General features: G+C 45.7%; 13 protein-coding genes and 1 tRNA gene. 4 read left to right on the forward strand and 10 right to left on the reverse strand.

Features of this window, described 5'->3' with window-relative positions:
• Positions 1–102: 102 nt before the first annotated feature.
• Entirely contained in the window at positions 103–1,662 is a 1,560-nt protein-coding gene (murJ, locus tag EGC76_RS01430; protein WP_128351234.1) for a murein biosynthesis integral membrane protein MurJ, read from the reverse strand.
• A 31-nt stretch (positions 1,663–1,693) separates the two neighbouring features.
• Positions 1,694–2,065, reverse strand: a complete 372-nt coding sequence (locus EGC76_RS01435) for a four helix bundle protein (RefSeq protein WP_128351235.1) — start codon at positions 2,063–2,065, stop codon at positions 1,694–1,696.
• A 167-nt stretch (positions 2,066–2,232) separates the two neighbouring features.
• Here EGC76_RS01435 and rpsT point away from each other — a divergent pair, with 167 nt between their 5' ends.
• A complete protein-coding gene (rpsT, locus tag EGC76_RS01440; RefSeq protein WP_128351236.1) occupies positions 2,233–2,493 on the forward strand; it encodes a 30S ribosomal protein S20 in 261 nt (86 codons plus the stop codon).
• An 81-nt stretch (positions 2,494–2,574) separates the two neighbouring features.
• Positions 2,575–2,651: transfer RNA gene (locus EGC76_RS01445), tRNA-Arg, on the forward strand.
• A 72-nt stretch (positions 2,652–2,723) separates the two neighbouring features.
• Here EGC76_RS01445 and EGC76_RS01450 read toward each other — a convergent pair.
• Both EGC76_RS01450 and EGC76_RS01455 read right to left on the reverse strand, forming a co-directional pair.
• Complete coding sequence (locus EGC76_RS01450) at positions 2,724–3,437, reverse strand: hypothetical protein (protein ID WP_128351237.1); 714 nt, start codon at positions 3,435–3,437, stop codon at positions 2,724–2,726.
• 34 nt (positions 3,438–3,471) lie between these two features.
• Complete coding sequence (locus EGC76_RS01455; RefSeq protein ID WP_128351238.1) at positions 3,472–5,097, reverse strand: RNA-directed DNA polymerase; 1,626 nt, start codon at positions 5,095–5,097, stop codon at positions 3,472–3,474.
• Between the two features lie 342 nt (positions 5,098–5,439).
• Between EGC76_RS01455 and EGC76_RS01460 the strand changes: the two genes are divergently transcribed.
• Entirely contained in the window at positions 5,440–7,455 is a 2,016-nt protein-coding gene (locus EGC76_RS01460) for a DEAD/DEAH box helicase family protein (RefSeq protein WP_128351239.1), read from the forward strand.
• A 966-nt stretch (positions 7,456–8,421) separates the two neighbouring features.
• Positions 8,422–10,035, forward strand: coding sequence for a tetratricopeptide repeat protein (locus tag EGC76_RS01470; protein WP_128351241.1), 1,614 nt, complete (start codon positions 8,422–8,424; stop codon positions 10,033–10,035).
• A gap of 8 nt (positions 10,036–10,043) precedes the next feature.
• Here the strand turns inward: EGC76_RS01470 and EGC76_RS01475 are convergent, their stop codons facing one another.
• From EGC76_RS01475 to EGC76_RS01500, 6 genes are all read right to left on the reverse strand, one after another.
• Positions 10,044–11,522, reverse strand: coding sequence for a sulfotransferase (locus tag EGC76_RS01475; RefSeq protein WP_128351242.1), 1,479 nt, complete (start codon positions 11,520–11,522; stop codon positions 10,044–10,046).
• A gap of 17 nt (positions 11,523–11,539) precedes the next feature.
• Positions 11,540–13,108: a tetratricopeptide repeat-containing sulfotransferase family protein gene (locus EGC76_RS01480; protein ID WP_128351243.1), complete on the reverse strand. Its 1,569-nt coding sequence runs from the start codon at positions 13,106–13,108 to the stop codon at positions 11,540–11,542.
• Between the two features lie 93 nt (positions 13,109–13,201).
• Positions 13,202–16,027: a TonB-dependent receptor domain-containing protein gene (locus tag EGC76_RS01485; RefSeq protein WP_128351244.1), complete on the reverse strand. Its 2,826-nt coding sequence runs from the start codon at positions 16,025–16,027 to the stop codon at positions 13,202–13,204.
• Between the two features lie 259 nt (positions 16,028–16,286).
• Positions 16,287–19,208 (reverse strand): TonB-dependent receptor plug domain-containing protein, encoded by a 2,922-nt coding sequence (locus EGC76_RS01490; protein ID WP_128351245.1) that lies wholly within the window; start codon positions 19,206–19,208, stop codon positions 16,287–16,289.
• 212 nt (positions 19,209–19,420) lie between these two features.
• Positions 19,421–20,035: a 3'-5' exonuclease gene (locus EGC76_RS01495; protein ID WP_128351246.1), complete on the reverse strand. Its 615-nt coding sequence runs from the start codon at positions 20,033–20,035 to the stop codon at positions 19,421–19,423.
• Positions 20,036–20,038: 3 nt separating this feature from the next.
• Positions 20,039–22,060, reverse strand: coding sequence for a DUF294 nucleotidyltransferase-like domain-containing protein (locus tag EGC76_RS01500; protein ID WP_128351247.1), 2,022 nt, complete (start codon positions 22,058–22,060; stop codon positions 20,039–20,041).
• Positions 22,061–22,099: the final 39 nt, after the last annotated feature.

Raw genomic sequence — 22,099 nt, forward strand, 5'->3', positions numbered from 1 at the left:
CAAATAAAGACCAAATATAGACCAGCTAAAAGCAAAAGCGATATTAGCTATTAGATATTAGCCCTAACGTTTCGGCTTTTTCTAATATCTAATATCTAATAGCTAATATCTAATATCGTTTTTGCTCTTCAAAACGCGCAGCAGGAGGAGGGACAGAAGATACGTCCCCGCACCAGCGCCAATCAACAGCGTCAACTGCCAGACACGATCAATGAATTCAGCAGCCAGCCACCACGGCCGAGCAGGAACAAGATACAGCACGACCGCGACCATTGCGGCAACAGCAAGAGTAACCTTCAACAAATAGGTCAGTGTGCCTGGGTAACGCTTGAGTACGCCGTCACGCCAAAGGTTGTAACCCAGCAGACCCGCGTTAACGGCAGCGGACAGCGAGGTCGCTATCGCGAGGCCGACGTAACCATAAGGAATGGCGAAAATGACGTTAAACACCATGTTGGTCACCATGGCAATAATGCCGTACTTAACCGGCCGCTTAGTGTCTTGGCGCGAGTAAAAGCCCGTTGCCAGAACCTTCACCAACATAAAACTCAATAAGCCTGAACCGTACGCGAATAAACTATATGACGCTAAGCGCGCATCTTCAGGCGAAAACTCACCACGCATAAACAGAACCATGAGCATAGGTTCAGCCAGCACAATCAAACCGCACATGGCCGGCAAACCTAGCAGCACCACCGTACGGATGCCCCAATCGAGCGTTTTACTGAATTCATCCGCTGATTTATCCACGTGGCGCGAGCTCAGCGCGGGCAAAATAACCGTCGCAATAGCAATGCCAAACAGCCCAAGTGGAAACTCCAACAGGCGATCAGAGTAATACAACCAACTAATGGAACCGCTCATTAAAAACGAAGCAATAAAGGTATCAAAAAGCAGATTAATTTGGCTTACCGATACCCCAAATAGCGCCGGAATCATCAAGGTGCGAATCTTGGTCACGCCAGGATCATGCCAACCCCACCGCGGCCAAACCAGCAGCCCCGCGCGCTTTAAAAAAGGGATCTGGAACAAAAACTGAACCGCGCCACCCACAAATACACCCCAAGCGAGCGCATATTCAGGCTGTTCTAATTGCGGCGCCACCCAAATTGCAAAAGCAATAATGGCAATATTCAAAAATACCGGCGTAAACGCAGCCACAGCAAACTTACCGATGGTATTTAGAATCGCGCCGGCCAACGCCGTAAAAGTAATAAACCATAAATAAGGAAAGGTAATGCGCAGTAAATCAGAGGCCAATACAAACTTATGCCCTTGCGGCCCATCGTGATACCAATCAAGAAACCAGCCCGTACCAAACATAGCCGCCACCACCGGCGAGGCAATCACACCAATCAAGGTAACAATTGTCACTAAAGTGCCCAAGGTACCCGCTACGCGCGCTATCAGCAGCCGCTGCGCCTCAATGGTCTGCCCCTGCTTGTACTCGGTTAGCACCGGCACAAACGCCTGCGCAAATGCGCCTTCAGCAAATAACCGGCGCAAGAAATTCGGAATTTTATTGGCGAAGAAGAACACATCCGCCGCAGCCCCTGCCCCCATCAAATTAGCAATCACCACATCACGCACCAACCCCATAACGCGAGAAATCAGCGTCATGAAGCTTACGATAATGCCGGATTTTGCAAGTGATTTAGACAAGAGAGCCTCGTTGTTCGTTAATCGTTGTTCGTTATTCGTGCGCTTCGCTGTTCGTCCGCTTCGCTATTCGGAGCTTCAGCGTACTAATCAACGCATTTAAAAGTTGGTATGTGCGTGATAATAATTCATTTTCCTCCGATCTAATATAGCCAAGTCGCACAGCAATTCGTAACTGTATCTTCAACTCAGCTAGAGAACCTCGAGCAATAAAAAGAAATCGCAAGAAGTCTTTGTTGCTTCCTCTGTGTGCTCCCTCCTCAATATTACTCGGGATACTCACCGCACACCGTTGCATTTGACTTTTTAACCCAAACTTTTCGTAGTCAGGAAATTGCTGCGTTAAGCGGTAAACATCACAACACAGCTCTATAGCGACCTTTGTTACGATCAATTCTCTAGCCATCAAAAACAATCCCTGTTTTAAGTTTTCAACGAATAGTGTAACGGACGAACAGCGAAGCGCACGAATAACGATTAACGAATAACGGACTTGACTTTAAGGGCAAAAACAGGCATATTCCCCGCCCTAATAAACCATTGCATTTAGATAACGAATTTTAGGAGTTCACCTTGGCTAACATTAAGTCTGCTAAAAAGCGTGCGGTTCAAGCGGAAAAAAACCGTCGCCACAACGCGAGCCGTCGCTCAATGATGCGTACCTTGTTGAAGAAAGTAACTGCTGCAATTGAAGCAGGTGATAAAGCGGCTGCTCAGCAGGCATTTACTGGCCTTCAACCGATTATGGATCGTTACGCAACAAAAGGTCTTATCGGTAAAAACAAAGCTGCTCGTCATAAGAGCCGTTTGAACGCAAAAATCAACGCGCTGTAATACACAGCCGCGTTTGATTGAAAAAACCAGCTGCGGCTGGTTTTTTTGTGCCTATGATATAAAAGTAAGAATCACCGCAAGGTCCCCGTAGCTCAGCTGGATAGAGCAGCCCCCTCCTAAGGGGCAGGTCGCAGGTTCGACTCCTGCCGGGGACGCCATAAAATCTTTAAATGAAAGTATAAACAGCATCGTACCGTGTTGAAAATATCTAGCACATTTTTAATATTACCCTAGAGGCGCGCACGTTCTCCATAATCACCAATAAGTGATTCAAATAAGCCTAACAGCTCAACACAATTCATTCCTGCTCCGGCAATGTCGATCAGTTCCTCAAAACCAAACGTAGTTATCAAATTCAACCGCGGGTTAAACAAAACTCCGAAATTTGGAGGTTTAGAACTATGCACCCGTGAATCAGCAAGCAAGAGCAACCAATAGATCACCAATTGCTTATAGTCCGCTCTGCTAAAGTTTCGAGCTGAACATTTAATTTCGATCAAGTGATCGTCAAGAGCAAAATCTCCATAACTGGATGCTATCCAATGCATTCCTGGAATCTTCGGCGCTATAACCAACGAATCAGATCGATAAGTATGTCGTATGAATTCTAACCCTCCAATAATTCTTTTTGCCACCGCACCAGAAAAATCAAGATCCTCGTCGCTAGGACTTGGTGTTTCGCGATAGTCAAAATATCTCTTTTGTTTGCTTAGAGCGGATTGAATAACATCTTGCCAATTATCGTGATTGTTTAATAATTGATCAGCGCGACTATAAGCTAATTCAAACAACATGGAGGGCTGTAACTTGGATCTTGCTAAATCATCCAAGTTTATCTTTTCAGATGCTGGGACTTGAAAAGCGCGCCGATTAAATCCAGCTACGACCGAACGAGTTAAGCTTGGTAATAGTATATCGAAAAAGCCAGGAATATCTCGTGCCACAGTTCGTGGATCCTTGACTGGTAACCTAGAAAACCTATCCATGTTGGCTTGATACCCAACTTTTATAAACTTCAAAGAACTTAATTTCAGATGAATCTTCGATACCCAATCTCCACTTATTTTCGAGTGTTCCACTCTCACTCATTCTGAAATGACTCCCCGAAGATGGGTAAGAAAAAGTGAACAACCAAAACATTCTACTCTCAGGTTCGCGAATCGTGTGCCACTTCGTCTTGAGTACATTGAAATCGGCCTGATTCTTCCACTCTCTTAAACAATCAAGACAGGCTCTTTTAACCGTTAACGACTCACTTTGACGATATACTTCTTGAACAAACTTTACTCTTGATGGGCTGTTCCCATTTCTGATAGCCCTCAAAAAGAATAACTTATTTGTATCAGGAACTAGAAGAAATGGTGAGTGTGTTATCACCTGATCGAGAGCTCGATTTATTTGCTCTTTTACATCAGGCTTAACGTCGGTATTTAATATTCTATTAATGCTTCTAAAAATCGTTGATATTGACCCTCTAAATGCATTTAAATTTTCCTCAGAAAGAAGCGACAAAGCAAGTTCCAAAGCGGTATTCTCACCCAAAAAGTTAAGTGACCGACTTATTTGAGCGATCACAAATTTATCTGGCTGGCTTTTCTCCCGTTCCCCCGACAAAGCTTCCATAATGTCGATTTCATCAACTTTATTCTTAAGTTCTTCGTAATTTTTTCCAGGGTTATCTGTATAAGGGTCAAAATAAAGATCAATCTCACGAAGTTTACTAGCTGTGCCATCCCCCGGCGACAATTGCGATGTGACAAAATTACGATAGTGTTTCGCGTTTAAAAAGACTGTTTTCGTCTTATTTAAGGACAAGCCAAAAGCTGCAAGAAAGCTAGATAGTCGAGATAAGGCCTCATAAGCATGCTTTTCATTAGCACAAATTAAAGTGAAATCATCAACATACCGGTGCCATGCATAGCCCTCAGTGTCGAGTAGATAATCAATTTGGCTCATCATCAGTTCTGCAAAAATACGAGAGGCTTGCCCTCCAACAGGCAAACCAAATGATCGCCCCGATGACATCTTCGAGAGCAATTCAATAATCTGCTTTGGTAATGAGTTACCACTTGGAACCAGCTCACCAATAGCCACATCTAACGGATGGTGATATATATGTTCATAAAAGTTAGATATATCAGTTTGAACAACTATTGATTCATCCGTTAGAGATTGATCTAAAATTGTGGCCTCCCGGTAGGAGCGCCAAGATTTTTCCCTATCAAAAAATTCATCGCCTTCATTTAAAAATCGATAGGAATGAGCGTTATCTAATCTTCTAGGTTCTAGATTTTCAGCAACGTAAAGTGCGAGTCCATTTAAATATAGATTCCAAAAACAATGTATTTTGGTGGTAATTCGGAAGCCATTTGATCCTGCTGGAGTAATTAATTTTTCCGAGAACAGCTCCAAGCTTTTGATTTTTTCTATTGCACGCTTGTTGCTATTAGCAATCGAATTATAGAAATCAATCGCTATCTGCGACAGTTCTTCTGCGCAATCTCTTACGAATGAAGTATCAATATCATAGGGTAAGGTGTCATTATCACCATGTTTAGCTATTTCTCTGGCCGCACGGCGAAAATAATTAATATTCAAAGTCATCTGCGAAGTCCGCGTTCAGATAGTCTCTCTCTACATTAAATTAAAATATCCAAAACGCAAGCTGGTACACTGTTCCAATGCAATCCAATTGTAACTCTCGGGACTTGATGGAAGAGCCCCCAACCCTGCTACCTGAGCGCGTCAAGAGTTTGATTATAACCATCAGTTTCACTTCTGCAGGGCCCGCCAGCAAAGTTAGCAAGAAAAGCTTTTGTCAAAATACCGAAATCATTTAAATTTAAGTAGATATATATGCTGTAACTATTTATTCCCTTTAGCCTTTTGCATTTCCCGCGCAAAGATCTTATGTTAATGAAATATTAACACTGTGGAAATTTTGTCATGCCAACCATTGATTTTTCTAAGCGGCTAAATAGCTCTACGCAGCAACGCCCGATCGAACCTCAAATTATCTATGACAGCTTAGATAGGGAGAGTGATATAGGGAGGTTGAGAACGTCGCAAGCTGAAGTATTAGGCCGGTGGTTCCACGATTTTCGAGATCGCAGGGATAACATTATCAAAATGCATACTGGAGAAGGTAAAACTCTAGTCGGCCTATTGCTTCTTCAATCAAGACTAGTAGAATTAAAACTCCCAGCACTTTATATTTGTCCGAACAAGTATCTTGCTAATCAAGTAGTTGCCGACGCTAGCCGTTTCGGAATTCAAACCTGTATTTTTGATGATGACTCCAATAAACTGCCAGATGAATTTTTAGATTCTTCCAAGATATTAGTAACTCATGTCCAAAAAGTATTTAACGGAAGATCTGTTTTCAAACTCGACAAACAGTCTATTGAGGTTGGAACAGTTGTACTGGATGATTCACACTCATGCATTGACGCTATAAAGAACGCTTCAACTATTAAAATCAAAAAATCTGAGTCTTCATATAAGGCACTTATTCATATTTTTAAAGAAGAACTAGAGCAACAAGGCGCTGGAACCTACTTAGATATCTGCTCAAATGATACAGATGCGATTTTACCAATCCCTTATTGGGCGTGGCGTGAAAAATCTGAAGCTGTTCTTGAGATTCTGCACAAATATTCCAATGATGGTGACTTAAGATTTACATGGCCACTACTCCGAGATCGATTAGATTTCTGTACTGCTTACCTCTCTTCCAATGCAATAGAAATTAACTGCTCCATGTCTATCATGGACAGGTTTGGCTCGTTTAGTAACGCGACATCGAGAGTTCTTATGTCTGCAACAACACAAGACGATGCCTTTTTCATAAAGGGTCTTGGTTTTGAAGTAGACAGTGTTTTAAACCCCATTGAAGACAAAAGTCGCAGCTGGTCAGGTGAGAAAGCAATTATTATACCTCAACTAATTAGTGACGAACTTGATCAGTCCACCGTAGTCTCCAAGATTTTTTCAACCGAACATGTGAACTTTGGAGTCGTCGCTTTAGTTCCCAGTTTTAGGAAAACGGAACAGTACAAAACATTAGGCGTCCTTGTAGCTGATAGTAAGGGAATGTTTCAATTAGTAGATGATCTTAAAAAAGGTAACTATAAACAATCTCTGGTCTTTGCTAATCGTTACGATGGAATAGATTTGCCCGATAATGCATGCCGTGTGCTCGTGTTAGATGGCAAGCCATTTACCGATTCACTAGCTGACCGCTACGAAGAGTCATGCGTGCGATCAAGCGATGTAATTAACGTGCGAATTGCTCAGAAAATAGAACAAGGCCTCGGTAGAGGTGTTCGCGGCGAAAAAGATTTTTGTATTATCGTAATAACCAATCCAGACTTGGTTGCTTTTATGAAAGGCGGAAGAACATCTAAATATTTTTCGAATCAGACATTACAACAAATCGAAATCGGCAAACAAATTGCAGAGTTTGCAAAAGAAGATTCCTCAAAAGACGATCAAGCTACGAGTATCCTATTCAATACCTTTAATCAAATTCTAACTCGAGATGATGACTGGAAAAGTTTTTACTCTTCTAGAATGAATGAGCTTGAGAATACTGATAAAACAGACGCAGAGGTCAGTTTAGTCCATAGATTAGATTTCGAGAGATCTGCAGAAACTGCAGTATCTAACGGAGACATAGAAACCGGTGTCAAAATTCTTAAGGGTCTCTTAAACAAAGCAGGTCTCGATAACGATGAGAAAGGCTGGTATCTACAAAAAATAGCCTTTTTCCTCTATGGATTTAGTCGGACGGAATCAGTCCAAGCACAACAAGAAGCATATACATTAAACAACTCACTACTCAAACCACCTCAAGGTATTCCACACCGGAAATTGCAGTACGGAAATTCAACTCGGTACGAATTGATTAGGAAGTTTATAGCAAAATTTGCGAATCCTATGGATTTAAAATTATTTTGTTAGGAGCTACTTGATTCCTTAAGCTGGGGAGCAGATTCTGAAAAGTTTGAGCTTGCCATTAAGGATTTAGGAGAAGCGTTAGGTTTTAAAAGTCGACGTCCTGAAAAAGAAGATAAAGCAGGTCCCGATAATTTGTGGTGCGCCGACGACGATACGTATTTTTTAATTGAGTGCAAAAATCAAGTAAAAATAGATCGGCGTTTCATTAGCAAAGCCGAAGCGGGACAATTTTCACAACATATACAATGGTTTAATACAAATTATAACTCTGCACCATGTACGAAAATACTGATTATCCCTGCGCTCAGATTAAATCGCGATGCTTACATCAATGATCAAAGCTATATCCTAAGAGAGAAAAACTTAACAATATTAAAAGATAATTTCCGCTCATTCATCGGCGATATTTTGCGTTTTGACAATCTTCGTTTGATAGGAGAGCATGAATTGGAAAGCATACTAAAAGCAAACAAGTTACAAATAACAGATTTTAAGCAGCGTTACATTGAGCCTATTAAAAAACGTATAGATTAATACAACTAATGTTATTCTTTGTGCCCGAAGCCATTCGGCATGAAAGTGTAAAAATATCTGTGTAAATAGCATTCTTATCAACTTATTTGAAGGATACCAGAATGCCAATATCAGATAAACTCATCGACCAGCTGCTTCAACGCTGTGATTCCGTAGAATACATTTTAGGTGAAGCTGCCCCTCGCTCAAGCAACTCCCCCAAAAAGTAGCTGAATGCGATTTAGAAGCAGAAATGAAGGCCCATTTAGGCTGCGCTCTCAACGATACTACCAGTAACAACAGCGGCAACCCCCGAAACTGTAAAACTAAGAAAGCCATTCGTAGTACTAAAGTGGACGCCAAATCGCACTTCACCCGCAATTCATCGCAATACTTGATTAGTTCGTCGCACTCTGGTACAAAAACTACACAATAATAATAATAGAAAGTGTCGTTATGGCTGATATCCAGAAGTTATTCCAGCAAGCAGTTGCGTCGTTTCGGGCCGGGCAATTTAGTTCAGCCGAACAACAATTCCGTCATTTAGTGCGGTTTAACGCAAAACACCCCGATGTATTGCACGTTCTTGCGCTATGTTTACAGAACCAACATCAACCGAAAGCCGCCGCTGACTACTTAAAAACTTCACTCAAATATAACCCCACTCATGCACCTTCACGAAAAAGCTTAATTTCGCTTTATATTCAGCAGGGTAACTATGCTGGCGCGCAAACTGAATGCGACACACTGCGTGAGCAACAGCCGCAACAATTTGAACCCTATTTATTGCAGGCTCAGTTATATCGCACGATGGGTTTAACCGACGAAGCACTGCAGGCAATTGAAAAGGCACGCCAACGGCTGGCCAAGCCGTTGCCAATTGTTGACTACTACTTAGCCTGCATTCATTACGACCTGGCCCAGTACGAGCAAACCGAAGCGATATTGCAGAATCTCGTCAGCCAAATTCCTGAATACATTGATGCGCATGTTGCTTTGAATAAATTGTATTGGGAACATGGCCCGCAGGAGAAGTTTCTTACCTCGTTAACCAAAGCGCTTGAAAAATTGCCGCAATCGCGTCAATTGCGCTATAGCCTCGCGGCACATTTGCTGATGTCGAATCAGCCGCAGGCATGCTTGGAATCCTGCGAAGCAACCCTAAAAGATCTGCCCGACGGTGCTGAATTTCTTCATTTGAAAGGTTCGGCCTTCATGCGCTTAGAAAAACTCGACAATGCTGTGGCCGCCTATGAACAGGCGCTTCAGTTACAGCCTGACGTATTGCGCCATCGAATTGATTACGCCACCAGCATGATGCGCATGGGGAAATACGAAACTGCGCTAACGAATCTAAAAGCGGTGGAAAAATTACACCCGCACAGCCAAGAAGCCTTAGCCTACAAAGCGCTTTGCTTGCATGCGTTAGGCCGTGCTGAAGCCGATGCGCTAAATAATTACGACCAGTTCGTAAAAATCATTCCACTGCAAGCACCGAAGACTTATGCCAACACCGAACAATTCATGGCTGAGCTCGCCCAAGCACTGCAGGGCTTACACAAAACCCAGCAACAGCCACTTGATCAAAGTGTGCGCAACGGCACGCAAACGGTTGGTAACTTGTTTGCCCAAAAATTTCCTATCATTGCCGAATTTGAAGCTATGATTGAGGCGGCTGCGACACAGTATGTTAAAGGCCTACCCGATAGCTCGAGCCATCCATTTTTGCAGCGTAAAAGCCACGGCACCCGGTTTACTGGAGCGTGGTCGGTACGCTTAGCTGAAAAGGGTTTTCATTCCAATCATGTGCACCCAGAAGGTTGGATATCATGCTGCACCTACATTCAGCTGCCGCAGCAAGTGCAACCTGATGACGCCACGAAGGCCGGTTGGATTCAATTTGGCGACCCTGGCATGCAGTTACCGAATGTAGAGCCGAAGGTGCATGCGGTTTGTCCGAAGGTGGGTTACTGCGTATTCTTTCCTAGCTACTTCTTCCACGGCACGGTGCCATTCCAAGGTGACGGCATTCGTATGACAGCACCTTGCGATATCTCACCAGCATGGTAAGTGCGTACTTACTTTAGATATTTTTGGTAGTTTCGCCAGCGACCCGACGACGACTTATAAAGAGGTTGTCGCACTTGCCAAACACTGGCCGTGCGTACGGCGTTAGTGCGTTGATGAAACGCCAAGCATTGTGCTTGCCAAGGTAGTTCCAGCCATTTGAACACGCGGCCTAACTCGGTTTCAGGATCCGCCACCAAGGCATCATAGTCCACCACCTGTACGTCATCACCAAACACCTGTTGCCAGTGCGCGAGCAACTGCTGCTCGAGAGCTAAGAACGCTTGAATGTGCTCTACAGAGTTGGCGTAATTCATTGACGCACCCAAACGGGTGAAATACACCGACAAACAGTTATCCAAAAGCTGCCGACGCGTGACTATGAACTTCGCATCAGGTAACGCCCGTTTAATAAGGCCCAACAACCAAATGTTATCTGGCCGCTTGTCCGTCACCCAACCGTCATGGCCGAAGCGCTGTTGCACGAATTCAAGGTAGTCCTGCCCTATCGCCGCATAGTCTTGTGCGGTCGTACGCTGACTAAAGGCACCTATGCCTTCGCGTTTCACTTGCTGCCAAAGGCGTGGGAAGAACTCCAGCTCGCCACCACTGGTTATCGAATCGTGAGCGCCCAGCATTTGCTCCAACAGGGTGGAGCCCGAGCGAAACATGCCGCAAATAAACAACGGTTTGGGTTGGCTTGCTCCACCTGTCGCCGTAACTGGCGCAGTATAATTTTCAATGATGGTGTGAAGTAACGCTTCTTGTTCGGCAACGTCCCATGCTGGCATGGTAGTCGCGTTCAACGTATTGGCCTGCTGATAGAACTGCCAGGCTAAGTCGTAGCTGCCGCAGTCGTCATGCAACTTGCCCAACGCAAACGCAATATCAATGCGCTCGTTTAAAGGTTGCTTGCCGCCTTCCAAAAAACTTCGCAACCGACAAATCAACGCATCATCGCTACCTTCAGCTTTGTGCACATCGGCCAGTCGCACATACGCCATGGCATAATCAGGTTGGCGTTTTATTACTTCATTGAAATAGTGCGCGGCTTGTTGCTTGTCGCCGTCTTGCTCATAGCTATTTGCCAAGTTATACAAAGCGGGCACATAGTTCGGCGCAATAGTTAGTGCCTGCAAAAAAGCTTGCTGTGCTTGCTGGTTATCCAACAAACCTTCGTTATAAATAACGCCAATGTTGGTATGTACTTCTTCCGGCTGGCTGATACCCAAGGCAAGTGCCTGTTGATAATGCTCAATCGCCTCGGCATAACGCCCGGCAACACGCAAATAATAACCGCAATTGAACTGCGCGCCGGCATGCTGTTGATGATGGTGCACGTAAGTACGGTAGAGCTCTGCGGCTTGCTCGGGCATCTTCATTTGGCTTGCCAAAGCGGCAGCTTGGTCAAGCAAACCAAGATTATTTGGCTGCTCAACCAACTGCTGGCAAAGGTGTTCAAGTTGTGTCTTTAAGCCCTGAGGTGTCACCGCATTAACCCCAATGGTTATTTAAGCTCAGTTAAAGCGTCAGTTAAGGCTGCTAAGTGCTTGTTATAGGCACTAGCGCGGCCTTTGGCTTTAGCGTACACCTTTTGATTCATTGGCTCGCCGCGTGCTGTAGTAACGCTGGTAGCAACGCTTACGTAGTCATCTTGCACTGGGTCGGCGCTTAAGCCACAGAACTCAAGCAACTGTTGCTGAGTTGCTGCGCTGTCACTAACCATGGCTTCATAATCAACGCTAAGCATCTCATCACCAAGTGTTGATTGCCACGCACTCATTAAGGCCTGGTAGTGCGAGTAATAATGCCCCAGTTCAGCTTGATCGTACGCGTAGGCATAACGGTCACTGAACAATGTGCGGTAAATTGACCAACAGGTGTCCAACGCATCACGTTGCACGTGAATGATTTTCGCGGTTGGCAGCGCCTTTTTGATCAAGCCGCAATACAAGAAGTTGAATGGCAGTTTATCAACAACAAATTCGTGCCCATCAGCAACTTCTGAAAGTTTAGCCAAATACGCTTTGCCAAGATCGGTGTAGTTCAAGTTTTGCAGCGCTTGTTCGCGTGTCGCCCCGCTGTGTTCAGCTAGGTAGCTTGCTATAGCTTCATTGAGTAGTAACGGGAAATCAGCAAACTCACCCAATGATTTCACCTTTGGGTGTGCCGCTAAATAGCGCTCAACCAAGGTTGCACCACTGTTGGGCATGCTCACTACAAATACTGGCGTTATCGCGGTCTTCTTATTGCCACGCCCCTGCACGTTCCAAGTTTTCGCAACTTGGGTGAGTTGCTGCAGCGCATCAAGCTCTGCGGCTTCGTTATATGGTGTAATTTTCTTTTGTAATGCATTGCCCTTGGTTGCGGCATCAAATGCCAATTCATGCTCACCAAGGTCATCATATTCTTTCGCTAAAGCAAACCATATCGGTGTGTCGGCAACTTCATTGGCGCGAGCGCGCGCTTTTAGCGCTTCAATATGATTACGCGCTTTAGTTTGTTTACGCAGCAGTGCAAGCACGTAATATGCCATGCTCGGCGCTTGCTCGTTATCACAAACTTTCTTAATTATTTTTTCAGCAGCTTTGCTATCGCCCAAGAACCAGCGGTTCAGCCCTTCATCAAAGGCCAATACAATGTCATCGGGGTGCTGTTTACGCAGGCTTTCAATAATCGCCAAGGCTTTCGCTGGCTGATCCAACTGCGTATAAAAACGTGCAAGCTGTTGTTGATACTTTCTGTTGTCTTGCGCGAGCTTGGTTGCAGCTTCTAGCGCAGTTGCCAGTTGTTTACGCTCTTTTAAGCGGTCAAGCACATACAATCGGTCAATATGGAACACAATTTGCTCTGGCATAGCCTTAATTGCGCGGGTTAAATACGCCAACGCGCCATGCAGATCGCTTTGCTGGTTGCATACCTGTGCAGCTAAGTGAAGTAATGCAGCAGAATCTGGCTCTTTGCCGACCGCATCTTCAATGTAGTCGCGTGCAGCTTGTTGCTGTCCGCCTTTCACTAGTGTGGATACGTATTTTGTAATGCTTTGAATATCGGTTACCGATGACTGCTCACTCATGTTACTTATCCTGGAATGCTGTTGTTTTACTGAAGCGGAAATAAAAAACGGCGACTAATGTCGCCGTTTTATTAAACGCTAATTCTTTCGCTATTAGAAGCGGAAAGTTACGCTTGCGTGGATGTAACGACCCAATGTGTCGTAGAAACCAGCAACAGTGTTTGCGTTAGTAGACAGTGAACCGCCAACCAATGGTGGCTCTTTATCTAGGATGTTGTTGATACCAACAAGAACTGAAGTATTTTCGTTCACATCAAAAGTACCCACTACGTCTAAGTAGCTTTGTGAACCAATACCTTTACCAACCAATAACTGGTCAGTAGTTCCTTCATAGTCAACACCACCGAAGTAGCGCCATTTCAACTGTGCAGTCCAGATATCATCCGGAGTGTACGTCATGGTTAAAGAGTGACGCCAGTCTGGCTGTGGGAAACAGTTTGAACTGATTAAGCCCGCACAGTCTTGACCTACGCTATCTGCGTACTTCTCAAGGTACAATGAACCATTCATACGTGCAGTAATAGTACCGCCAAGAACGTCTTCAAGAGTATAGTTAGCGTTTACGTCAACACCGCTATATTCTTCAGAACCAACGTTGATGTTAGTTGCACGAACGAATCCATCGTTACCACGCCACAAGCTGCCTGATGGAGCACGGTTTACGTTGTTACAGTAAACTGCGTCGCCAGTTTCACCACACAAACGAAGTGTGTTTGAAGCGCCCAAGGTACCGATAACTTCGTCGATTTCGATAATCCAGTAGTCAACTGTGAAGTTCAAGTTGTCAAGTGGGTTCGCAACAACACCGAATGTTAAGGTATCAGCTACTTCTGGTTGCAACTCAGTGTTACCACCGAACAAACCGTTGTACTGTGATGCAGGGTTAGCATCAACATTACCGTATTGCGCTGAAGTTACGCCAGTGTTAGCACACTGCGCTGCAGTGAACTCAGGAGTATCGCCCGCACATGGGTCAGTACCACCCCACAAACCGATAGAGGTTGCAGCGAACAATTCACCAACGTTTGGAGCACGTACTGCACGGTTGTAGCTTGCACGAACTTTCCAGTCAGCAGTGATGTTGTAATCTAAAGCTGCTTTATAAGTCGTTTCGTTACCAGAAGTGCTGTAGTCAGAGAAACGTACACCTAAATCTAAGGTCATGCTATCAATGCCGTCACGGCCTTCAGCAATTGGTACGCTCAACTCACCAAACAATTCTTTAACGTTGTAACCGCCAGCCAAGCTGTTAGTTGGGCCGCCTTGGCCAGCCAACGCGCCTTCTTGGTAGATAGTGTCAGCAGTACGCTCGAAATCTACTTCGCGGTTTTCAACACCAAATACTGCAGCCATTGGCAAATCAGAAGATGGCAAGCTTGCGCCCAATTCACCGGTCACGAATGCGTTAACAATACGCTGTGAGGTGATACCAGTCATGATTGCAACGCCACCTAGTGCATCAGCAGATTCTGCAGTTACACCACCTGGAGTGAATACGTCGTATTCAGCGTTTTCTAACGCATCTTGTACATACTTAACGTAGAAGTCGTTAACATACGCAGTGTTTGAAGAAGTTGAACCGAACTGGAATGACGCGTCATATGACCAGTTTGAATTCAAGTAACCTTCAGCACCAACTACCATACGGAACGCGCTGTGTTCCAGGTTGTTCATGCGTGGGCCGCCTTCAACGTTACGCTTACCAATGTAGGCGCCAATAGTTTCAACGTCTGGACCGAATTCGCTACGGAATTGCGCACGTTGTGCGTCACTGAATAGTGCACTATTGATGTCGATGTCTTGACGGAATGCGTAGAAAGTACCTGACTCAGCGATCTGAGCAACAGTACGGTCATGCATGTAGCTCAGTTCCATATACGGACGGAATGAGTCGTTTACTTCATAGTTTACGAACGCACCCATAGTGTAACGAGTATCTGGACGCATGAAGTGGTTAACTGGCGCGTAGTTGTAAACGTTGCTGCCATCATACGGAGAGAAGCTGCCGTCACCATTCAATGACCACCAAACTTCTTGGTCAAGATCGTATTCACCGCCAACAACTGGCGCGAAGAATGTGTTTGGTAATGGCGCAGTAGATGAACCACCACAAGCAGTACCAGCTGCGTTCAGAGCACATGATGAATAGTCACGTGATTCTTGACGAAGCTCATTGATTTGACGCCATGTAGCGTAAGCAGTTGCGTGACCTTTACCGCCAGCGAAGCTGCTACCCATGGTTACGTCGATGTTGTATGACTTACCGTCGATACCGCTACCACCAGTAGGATAACCGAAGTTACGCTCATCCATCAGGCCTTGCATGTAGTCGTTACCGTTGCTGTGCTGGTAACCAGATGCACCGACATTAACTTCTAAGCCTTCGAAGTCATCTTTCATTACGAAGTTGACAACACCAGATACGGCGTCAGCACCGTAAGTAGCAGAACCACCACCGGTAAGCACTTCTACGCGCTCAACCAAAGCTGATGGAATTTGGTTAACGTCAGCTGCTTGCGAGTAAATACCGCCTGATTGCAGACGACGACCGTTCATAAGTACCAAAGTACGGTTAGTACCGATACCACGAAGGTCAAGTGTTGCTACACCAGATGCACCGTTAGCGATGTAAGAAGTTTGTGCTGCTTCTACCTGTGGAAGACTGTTCATCAAATCTTCGATACGGGTAAAACCAGAGTTTTTGATTTCTTCAGAAGAAGTGATTTGTACTGGGCTAGATGATTCATAGTCAGTACGTTTGATACGTGAACCTGTTACGGTAATACGTTCTTGAGCTTCTTCAGCTTGCTCTTCGCCAGACTGGTCCTGCGCTGCCGCAGTGCCTGACAACGCAAGTGAAGCGCCACCGAACATAAGAGCCAAGCGGATAGACTTAGCTAATTTATTATTAGTATACATACTGTGTTCTCCCTGGATCACTTATACGTGATTTACTAGGTTTAAAGTCGGCACGTGAACGCCCGCGTGCGTCTTATAAATCGTGCGTTTTAACGCATTCGCATGCATAAAAAACACCCGACATCACCCGATATTAATTAAAACAAAGCCGTTTCACAAGCCCAGAAGTGCAATTAAACCATTTGATTGTAAATATAAATAAAAAAAGCCCGCCTCTTTGCAGAGGCGGGCTTACACTTTTACCGATTAAGCTAACAGCTTAGAACGTGTATGTACCACGTAAATAAGCAAAGCGACCGATGTTGTCATAAACCGCTGAACCCGCGCCAGTAGCAGTGTTTGCTATGCCCGGTGGACGACGGTTAAAGAAGTTATCAACACCAAGGCTCACACCGAAACCATTGTCGAATTTGTAACCTGCGTTTACATCAGTTACCGCGTAGCTACCCCAACGTAATTCGTTGCTTGGGTTAGGGTTACGCTCTAATGAATCCGCAGTGTACAGTTCAACACCGTTCAAGTAACGGGTGTTGGTACCGAATGACCATGCGCCAACGCGGTAGCCGAAGCGTAACTGCATTTGCAGATCTTGGTCACCGGTGATACCAGCATAATCAGTGAAGTTATCTGGCTCATCAGCGAATGGATAGTCTTTCGCTTCAATCAAATAAGTACCGATTAAGTTGGTGGTGAACTCGCCATCAAACAATGGAGTTTCATAAGCGAATTCGAAATCAACACCAGAGTTCAAGCTGCGCGCGATGTTCAACGCGAAACCACGCATTAAGGTGATTTCACCTGTTGCTGGATCACGGTCAACAAGGTTACAGAATTGGTTGTCAACGCTTTCAGCGTCTACACAACGGTTAAGAACAGTCTGGAAGCCAATGCCACTGATGGTATCGTCGATGTCGATTTCCCAGTAGTCAACAGTTGCTGAGAAGCCTTCTAACCAAGTTGGCGTGTATACAAAACCAACAGTAAGGGTTTCTGCTGACTCTTCGTTCAGGTCAGGGTTACCACCTACTAAGGTTTCAAGTGTTGCTGCATCGTAGTCAGAGTCGAAATCTGCTGGCACACCAAGTGCGGCACAGTTTTGCTCACGACGGGTACGTGCTTCGCCACTCAAATCAGCAAGGTTGCTGGTACGGCATGGATCGTTAACACTCGCGAATGACTGGCTTTGGCCAGAGAACAATTCGTCGATGTTTGGTGCGCGAATCGCTTCGGCATAAGTAACACGCGTACGGAATTGATCATTCACGGTCCAGTCGAAGCCAACTTTCCAGCTGGTTGCGTTACCGATAGTTGAGTAATCAGCAAAACGTACAGCGGTGTCAAACGTCAACATGTCAACGAATGCTACGTCGCTTACTAAAGGCACGGTAACTTCGCCGAACACTTCAGAAACGTCGTATTTACCGTCAGTTTCACCCAACGCGTTGAAGAAGGTTGCGCCAGTTTTAGCGAACGGGTCTTCTACAGTGACAGATTTCTCTTCACGGTATTCAACACCACCTGCAAAACCAACGAAACCAGCTGGCAATTCATACAAGAATGAATTGGTAAACGCTGCGTTGAATACAGTTTGTTCAATTTCAGAAGTACCGATTGACGTAGTGGTCACGTAATCTTGAGCTTCTTGACTTGGCATACCGTCGCCAAAGATGTTGATAGGCACACAACCGTCAGCCTGCGCTTCAGCGCTACGACATACGATGTTACCTGTACCATCGTCAACTGCGTCCAGTGCCCATTCCATGTTTTGGAAGATCACGTTCGCGCCGTTAACACGCTCAATTTCAGATTTACCCCAAACCAATGACACGTCATACGTCCAGTCTTGGTTCAAGTTACCTTCAGAACCCACTACGAAACGCGTTGTTTCACGGGTGTTTTCTTCAATACGACGACCTACATCGTTGTACATACGGTTAACACCAACAAATGGAATGCCTAAGTCATCCATTTCTTGCGCTAAGCCTTCAGGTAAGAATGCGTTGTCACGCTTCATCAAGTAAGGGTAACCTGCTGCCGCCGCGCCCGTAGCATAGAAACGGAAGAACGGCTGACCGATGTTCTGGCCTTTGCTGTTTACGTATTTGGCATCAAAATAAACGGACATGTCGTCGTTGACTTCGTAGTTACCTTTTACGTTGTAGTTGGTACGCGAGAACTTCGGTTGCACCTCGTTGTACTGACGCAAGTTAATATAGTCACAATCTTGACAGAACAAGCCGCTAACTACATCGCCAGTATAAACGTCACGATAGCTGCCATCTGGGTTGAACGTGCCCATGATGCCGCCAGTGAACGGGTTCCAGGTAGTACCTGGATTCGAGATTGCATAGTACCCTGCGTTTGGAAGCAAGATTTGATCAGGGAATGCTGGATCATCTTGCTGTTCTGCCGTACGTGGACCATACAGGTCTTCATAACGGAAGTTAGCGAAAGATGTAGCTGTCCAAGGGTTATCCAACGAGTTCAATGAATCTTGACCGTTGTACTCAACAGAGAAAGCGATGTTACCGCGGCCGCCATTGAAGTTAGTACCATATGACAAGGTGTATTTTTCGTTGTCGTATTCATGATTATCGGCATAACCGCGGGTAGCGGTAGCGTTCAAACCTTCAACGTTTTTCTTCAATACGAAGTTGATTACACCCGTTACAGCGTCAGCACCGTATACCGCTGATGCACCACCAGTGATGATTTCAACGCGCTCAATCCAAGCACTTGGAATGGTGTTAGTATCAACAGCACCAGAACCTGGCGAGCTTGATACGTGACGCTTACCGTCAACCAATACCAAGGTACGGTCAACACCCATGTTACGCAAGTTCAGGGTACTAATACCTGCAGTACCGATAAAACGGCCTGAGTTTGCTAAGGTGAAGGTGGTTGCCAATGCTGGCAAACGGCTTAAAACTTCACCAATGTTCATCGCACCAGTTTCAACTAACGCGTCACCGTCAATAACAGTGATTGGCGTAGGTGAACTTTCACCGATACGACCGATACGAGAACCAGTTACCTGGATCTTCTCAACTTCTTCGCGATCAACTTCTTGGTTGTCAGTTTGGTCTTGCGCAAAAGCAGGTGCACCAACTAACAACGCAGAGCTGAACCCAGCTACTAACGCAGCTTGGATCGAATTCGCTAAAAATGATTTTTTAGCCATGTCTTACTCCCCGATTCATTATATTTATCTCGGCTTGAAGCCTATTTTTCGAGTTTGCTTTCAAGCCGAGTTCTGAGTGTTCTACAGCAGTTATAACTGACTTGTATAGAATCCCACTTAGTTAACTACACAGGGAAACTATTTTCAATGCCTTTTTAACATTAAAATTACGTCAGTCATCGCGTTTCAAACGCGCTTTGCACAAAAAAGGATCACCACAGGCGGGATTTTGAGCTGCCGGCGAATTTATAACCTTGCGCCAGCATTAATTCACCGCAGCCGACAGCATCGCTAAACGCATGATGTGCATTGTACTCTGGCAGGCCATAACGCGCGCGGCAGGCAGCGAGGGTTAACGAGCCGCGTTCAATATGGTGTTGCTGACGTTTTAAACGCTTGGCTTCAAACGCCAACGTGTCGAATAGAGCAAGGGGTTCAAGTTTGATTCCATGTTGACGTGCGGCATGCTTTAAAAAACTCCAGTCGAGCTGAATATGGTGACAAACCAAAACCTTGCCCCGCAAAATTTCAGCAAGCTGCTCTAACATTGCGCGCGGTTCCGTGGTTTCAAGAAAGTCTTTACTCACCAAGCCATGCACTACTGGCGACTGCTTTAAATCGGTCTGATCATGCTTTATCAGGTAGTAGCGACCTGTTTTATAGTCAATCACCGGCGGCTTAATCTCAACCCAAGCCACGGCCAGTAACTGATCGGTGTTAGGGTTCAAGCCACTGGTTTCAATATCTAGGGCAATATAGGTGTGATGCGTCCATGATTTGCGCACTTGTATGGTTTTTAACCACCAGCGCTTTAAATAGCCAAACATGCATTAACCCACGCGGCCAAATTTTAACCCCACGCCCTGCTGACATTCCTTAATAATTCGGAAGGCAGTTTTTAATTGGCGCCGGGTTAAGGTACTTAATTCATCAGGGTCCAGTGCGTTTTTAGGCTTATCGGTTCCCCATATATCCAACTGATGTTGCAGGCGTAGCTGCGTCAAAAACTGCCAAGCCTCCGCCAATGACTGATTGTCTTTACGGTTCAACAAATTACTGCCACGTAGCTGTTCCAATCGTTGTAGCGTTTGCGGCACAGTTAAACCCGCTTGTAACGAATAGATACGCACAATGTCGTTGATCAAGGCAATGCCGTAGCGCTTAATGTTGATCAAATCACTATCTTTGCCTGATTCAGTGCCACGAAAACGATTAAACAGCCCCAGCGGCACCTGCACACTCACCTGCAAGCGCGCCAAATTTCCTAGAAAGAAATCTTTCTTGCCAAGCTTTGCCACTTCTTCGCGGTAACGCTGATACAAACGTTTATTGCCATGCACCATGCGCGAATCAAAAAATATCTGACAATACATCAGGGCTTTCGGCGTTGGGCTTTCTGTCCAGGTTTGGAACCGTTCAAGCCAACCGTCTAACGTGCGGCGACAGTCGGCATTGGACGCCATAATATCCCCCGGGCACAGCGGAATACCGCATTCATTCAGCCCTGAGCACACAAACTCCCCCAGCCCCTTAAACCATTCCAGCTGTTGCTCGTTAAGCCCATTACCAAGCAGCAAGCCGTTATCTTGATCCGAGCTGAGTACTTGGTCTTCGCGCCCTTGCGAACCAAACGCTATCCAACAATAGGTGCCGGGCGCAACACCGTGCTCTTGCTCATACAAGCGAATCAGTTGCCGCGTCATACTATCGGTGAGTGAAGCCAATAAACGCCCCACCATGGTGGTGTCATGCACCCGTGCCGCGAAGGTTTGCATATACGCCGGTATTTGCTTGGCTTCCTCAATCAGTTGCTCACGTGTTTCCACTTTATTAATCGCGCTAATCAGCATCACCGGCTCGCTGCGTTGCTGCCGCATCAAGTCGGTATTGGTGATCATGCCAATGGGCTGGTCGTTATCATCAATCACAGGTAAGTGATGAATATTGTGCTGCGTCATCAAGGTAAGCGCATCCATCAGCGTTTGCCGGCCGTAAACTGTGGCAGGCGCCTGTGTCATCGCAGCATTCACTTGAATGTCGTAACTTAAGCCAGCAGCAATGACGCGGTTGCGTAGGTCGCGGTCGGTGAGAATGCCGAATAGCTTTTGCGATGGGGAGGTGGGGTGCAGTCCCGGCTCCGCACCCTCTTCGGGGTTCGGAACAGGAACTGCACCCGACGCACCCTCTTCGGGGTTCGGAACAGGGACTGCACCCAAAATCATCACCGAGGAAACTTTATGGTCGCGCATCAGTTGCGCCGCTTCACGAATCGTGGCCGACATCGGCAGCGTTACCGGTTTACGTGACACCACCTCGCCTATGGTCAGTTCCAACGCATCAAAACCTGGGGTTTTATCCAAAACTGCGGTGCGCGCACTATCGGCCGACCGCTGCGTATCGCCATTGGCTGTCGTACTTCCCGCCGAATAAGGCCGTGATACTTCACCGAGCAAACGTTGGCCATGGGCACGAATAAAATATTGCTCAAATGCACGTGAGTTTTGACGTAATTTATCAAAAGCACCCGCGCTGACAATATAAATAATACCGTCTTCAATGACCTTCAGCTTATTTACCACCGGCCGACCGCTCAACAACGACGGATACCCAAATAAATCATGGGACTCCAGCCGTTCAATCACGTGTTGGTCCGGCGCCAGCAAATCAAAACCGCCTGAGCGCACAATATAAAGTGCCGGGCTGTGCTGCTTGAACAGCGCATCCACATTGTGCTCGTTTACATAAGCGGCTTTAATTTGCTGCGCCACCCACTGACGTTGCTCACTATTAAGCTCATCAAATGGCGGGCAGTCGAGTAAAAAGCGTTGTACGTCAGTAAATTCCGGCTGCATGTTTTTGAAACCCAAGTACGATATTGGATATTGGATATT

This window comes from Pseudidiomarina gelatinasegens (assembly GCF_004025325.1).
Taxonomy (GTDB): Bacteria; Pseudomonadota; Gammaproteobacteria; order Enterobacterales; family Alteromonadaceae; genus Pseudidiomarina; species Pseudidiomarina gelatinasegens.